Raw genomic sequence first — 4715 nt, 5'->3', positions numbered from 1 at the left:
GCCGGCCGAGGTGGACGGCCGGTTCCGGATCGGCAGCGTGACCAAGGTCTTCGTGTCGACGGTGCTGCTCCAACTGGTCGGGGAGGGGCGGCTGCGGCTGGACGACCCGGTCGAGCGCCACCTGCCGGGGGTCGTCCCCAACGGTGCCGCGATCACCGTCCGGCAGTTGCTGAACCACACCAGCGGCCTGTTCAACTACACCGAGGACACCCGCTTCCTGGTCACGAACGAGGCCGACCTGGACGACTACGCGCACGGGACGTGGCGCTACCGGGACTACCGGCCGGAGCAGCTCGCCGCCGTCTCCGCCGAACACCCGCCGTACTTCGCGCCCGGACAGGGCTGGCACTACTCCAACACCAACTATGTGCTCGCCGGGATGATCGTCCGCAAGGTCACCGGCCGCACCTGGCAGCAGGAGGTGGAGCGCCGGATCGTCCGGCCGCTGCACCTGGAGGACACCGTCTTCCCCGGCTCCGGGACCGGCTTCGGCGGCCCGCACGCCCACGCGTACCTGGACCTTCCGGCCGGGCCGGCCGACATCACCCGGCTGAACCCGTCCGTGGTGGACGCGGCCGGCAACGGCATCTCCACGACCTCCGACCTCGACCGCTTCCACGCCGCGCTGTTCGGCGGCAAGCTGCTGCGGCCCGCCGAGATGTCCGCGCTGACGGAAACGGTGCCGAGCACCGTCCCGGGCACGATCCCGGGCACGGGGTACGGGCTCGGCGTGCTCCGGATCGACCTCGGGCCGGGCTGCGAGGCGGCCTGGGGCCACGACGGCAGCCTCCCCGGCTGGGGCACCCTGCTGCTCGGCAGCCGGGACGGCAAGCGGCAGTTCGCGCTGTCGTACAACCCCTTCGTCGGTCGGGACGGCTCGGCGGCCGAGGAGCCGGTCGGCTCGCTCGTCGCCAAGACGCTGTGCGCCCCGGGAACGGGCGCGGGAGCGGGAGCGGGAGCCCCGGAGCCGGTGGCTCCGGGGCCGCAGCCGGTGCCGGTGCCGGTGCCGGTGCCGAGGACGATTCCGCGCACCGGCCCCGACCTCCCGCTCCCCGGCGTCACCCGGTCATGAAGTCCCCCACCCGCAGGGCCCGCCGCACGATCCGGACATCGCCGATGTACCCGTGGAACACCTTGTCCAGCACCCCCGCGTACGCGTAGCCGCCCACCATCCAGGGGCGGCCGAGGGTGGCCAGCCCCACGGCCGGCGTCGCCGGGTTGCGGGCCACCTCGCAGCCGTCCACGTACATCCGGCTGAGCTTCCCGTCGTTGACGACCGCCACGTGCCACCAGCGGTCCAGCGGCAGCTGGTGGCCCCAACAGGTCGACGCACCGGTCTGGTTGACGGGGTAGACGCACCACTGGAGCGCGGGCGCCTCGGAGAGGCTGAGCGTCACGACGGGCTCGTCGGCATCCGTGCCGGGGCCGCTCCGGCCCGCCTCGGCCGCCGTCCCCCAGCGGCTGAGCAGGGCGGACCAGCGGCTCTGCCCGGAGTCCCAGTCGGCGGGCAGCTTGCAGAACGCCTCGACGGTGAAGCCGCGTTCGAAGGTCTCCCGGTTCAGCGGGGCGTTGGGTGCGGTCTGCAGGTAGGTGCCGCGCACCGGTGAGCGGGTGCCCTTGAACAGCAGGCTGCCGTGGCCCGGCTGGTCCGGGTGGTGCTCCGAGGACCAGCTGAGCCCGTCGTCCGGGGTGCCGGGGGCGCTCTGCGGGTACAGGTCGTTGCCCTGCCCGGTCAGGTCCTTGACGACCTGCCGGGCCGTGACCGCGGTGCCGTCGCCGCCGCCCTCGAAGCGCCAGTACGCGGCGGTGTCCCGGACCAGCAGTTCGGAGGCCCGGCGGGCGGGGCGCGCCGGGACGGGCGCGAAGCCCGCGAAGCGCCGGTCGAAGTCGATCGAGAGCGAGAAGCGGTCCACGTCCGAGGTCAGCTCGACCTGCTGCGCGGCCAGGGTGTTGCGCTCCTCGGCCGCGATCTCCTGGATCCACGGCGAGTAGGTCGACACATCGACGGTGTTGCGGTCCAGGTCGAAGCGGTACGCCCGGATCATCGCGGCGCCGCCGTAGTAGCGGTCCTGGTAGTTGGTGATGTGGACGTGCACGTCGTGGCCGGCCTTGTTGGTCAGCACCGTCCGCCCGGGCGGCCAGTAGTGGCCGTTGACAGTCAGGAAGATCTGGTCGTTGCCGCTGATCAGCCGCTCCCAGAGCTGCCGGCCGTAGTCGGACAGCTCGGCCCGGCCGCCCTCGTCGGCGTACGCCAGCTCGTGGGTTGTCAGGATCACCGGCACCTTCGGGTTGGCGGCGATCACCGCGTTGGCCCAGGCGAAGCCCGCGTCGGACAGCCGCCAGTCGAGCGAGAGCAGCATCCACGGGCGGCCGCCGGCGGTGACGATGTGGCAGGTGTTGTAGCCGTCCGGGCTGGAGCTGTGGTGGCCGGAGGTGCGGGCGGCCCGGGCCGGGCCGAAGGTCTCCAGGTACGGGGTGCTGCCGCGCCGGTCGTCGGTGGAGGAGCGGACGTCGTGGTTGCCGGCCAGCACGCCGTAGGCCGCGCCGGCGTCGTCCAGCAGGCCGAACACCTTGCTGACGGCGGCGAATTCGGTGGGGAGCCCGTTCTCGGTGACATCGCCGAGGTGGGCCAGGAAGACGATGTTGTCGTCCGTGCCGTCCTCGTGGTTGACCCCGCCGTCGAGCACATGGCGGATCGCGGCCTCGACCGGTGCCGGGTGGATCCGGTCCTGGTCGAACAGGTACTGGGTGTCCGGCATGACGACCAGGGTGAACCGGCGGGCGTCCGGGTCGGGCTGCCAACGCTGCTTCCCGGCGGGCTTCCCGGCCTTCCCGGCTGCCGCGCCGGACGGGTCGGACTCTCCGGTCGATCCGGGGCCGGCCGCGTGGGCGGGCGCCGCGCCGAGCAGGCCGAGGCCCGCCGTGCCGACGCCGGCGCCCAACAGGCCCGCCCCGCGCAGGAACCGGCGGCGCCCGGCCGCGGCGGGCCCGTCCCCGTCGAGCTCGGCGGTGCGCGGGCACTCGCACGGATGCCCGGACTCGTGGTTGTCGTGCATGTTCGCTCCCGGAAGTGGTGTGGCCCCCGACCGTAGGTACCGGGTCTGGTCGGAGATCATCGACCGGGCCACGCCCCGCTGAACAGCGGCCTAACCCGTCGGGGCGCTGCACGGGGCTCTGCCCGGGACGGCTGCCGGGAGCTGCCGGACCGGCCGTCAGTCCTGCCGCGGGCCCGGCTCCGCCAGCAGCGCGCGGGCGGTGGCGAGTTCGCCGTGGGTGGCGTGCGCGGCGGCGCTGAGGTGCTCGAAGCTGCCGGGGCCGATCGGGATCCGGACGGGCAGCGGGCCGGGGCTGTCGGCGAGGCGGAGCACCTCGCGGGCGAAGTCCTCGGGGCGGCCGATGCCCGGCAGGGCCGCCATGCCGCGCAGTTGCTCGCGCATCGGCTCGGTGGTCGCGCGGTAGGCGGGGGAGCGGTCGGCGGCGTCGGTCACCGATTCGCCGTAGTGGGTGGCGTAGCCGCTCGCGGCCAGCGCCGCGACCCGGATGCCGAACGGAGCCGTCTCGGCGGCGAGCGCCTGGGTCATGCCCTCCAGCGCGTGTTTGCCCGTGACATAGGCGGCCAGGCCGGGGAAGGCCGTCCGGCCGGCGAGCGAGGAGACGTTCAGGACCAGCCCGCCGCCCTGCGCGCGCATCACCGGCAGCACCAGCCGGGCGAGCCGCCAGGGGCCCACGACCAGGGTCTCCAGCTGGTCGCGGAGCTCGTGGTCGCCGACCTCCTCCACGGTGCCGAACACGCCGTTCCCGGCGTTGTTCACCAGGACGTCCACCCCGCCGAAACGTTCCACCGCCGTGGCGACGGCCTGCTCGCACTGCTCGGGGTCGCGGACGTCCAGCGGCAGGGCGAGGACCCGGCCGGGGTGCTCGCGGACCAGGCCGTCCAGGGTCTCCACCCGGCGTGCGGTCGCCAGGACGCGGTCCCCGGCCCCGGCCGCCGCCCCGGCCAGCGCCCGGCCCAGCCCGGTCGAACAGCCCGTCACCAGCCAACGTCTTGTCATGCTCCGTGCCCCCGTTCCGTCCCGCTCGGCTCCCGAGACCGGACACCGTCCCACCCCGGCGGTTCTTCGCCCAGTCCTCCGGCAGACCGCTCCGGGGGCGCGCGGGAGCGTGACGGTCCCGCGGCCACGGGAGCGCGCGCCCCCGTCGGGGGCCGGTGGGCGTACTCAGCCCGGACAGATGTAGTCGAAGGATGCCGTCGCGCTCAGGCTCCGGGGAGCGAGGATCTCGACGGTCGCCGTCGCGCGCAGGGCGCCGTGACCGACGAAGGACCAGCTGAGGACGAGCTCGGTGCGGTACTCGCCGGACCGGACCGGTTGCAGCAGTTCGCCGGAGACGGTGCCGTCGTCACGCTGCCAGCGGTAGCGGACGGTGCCCGGGTGGCCGTCGGTGGTGACGGTCGCGGTGAACACGGCGCCGCCGTCGCAGGGCGGGCCGTCCGCCGGGGTGGCGGTGACGGTGAGACCGGTCGGGGTGAGGGGAGGTTCGGTCCGGCAGCGGGCGGGCAGCACGGCGAGCAGGGCGAGTACGACGGCCGCCGGGACCAGCCACGGCCGCGTCCGGCGGCGCAGCGGGGGAGGGGGCGGCGGCGTGCCGTGCCACGCGGCCGCGACCGCCGGGGGAACGCCGGGGCCGAAGCGGCGTACCGCGGACCGGGGCGGGGC

At 74.7% G+C, this 4715-nt stretch carries 4 protein-coding genes; 1 reads left to right on the top strand and 3 read right to left on the bottom strand.

Annotated features, from left to right (window positions below; all coding sequences use genetic code 11):
• The coding region (locus tag VR45_RS28915; RefSeq protein WP_159394386.1) for a serine hydrolase domain-containing protein at positions 1–1072 on the top strand (1072 nt) is incomplete at its 5' end.
• On the opposite strand, the gene VR45_RS28910 is transcribed toward VR45_RS28915, so the two are convergent.
• From VR45_RS28910 to VR45_RS28900, 3 genes are all read right to left on the bottom strand, one after another.
• The gene (locus tag VR45_RS28910; RefSeq protein WP_045942802.1) at positions 1059–3056 is read right to left on the bottom strand and encodes a LamG-like jellyroll fold domain-containing protein; all 1998 of its coding nucleotides are present in this window, start codon (positions 3054–3056) and stop codon (positions 1059–1061) included. The two genes, VR45_RS28915 and VR45_RS28910, sit on opposite strands and share 14 nt — an antisense overlap.
• A gap of 156 nt (positions 3057–3212) precedes the next feature.
• Positions 3213–4052, bottom strand: a complete 840-nt coding sequence (locus VR45_RS28905) for an SDR family oxidoreductase (RefSeq protein WP_045942801.1) — start codon at positions 4050–4052, stop codon at positions 3213–3215.
• Between the two features lie 165 nt (positions 4053–4217).
• Positions 4218–4715 (bottom strand): hypothetical protein (locus tag VR45_RS28900; RefSeq protein WP_107084302.1); only part of this gene is annotated, 498 nt, incomplete at its 5' end.

The sequence above is a fragment of the Streptomyces sp. NRRL S-495 genome (assembly GCF_000966955.1).
Classification (GTDB): Bacteria; Actinomycetota; Actinomycetes; order Streptomycetales; family Streptomycetaceae; genus Kitasatospora; species Kitasatospora purpeofusca.
This window is presented reverse-complemented; position numbering and strand designations above follow the sequence as displayed.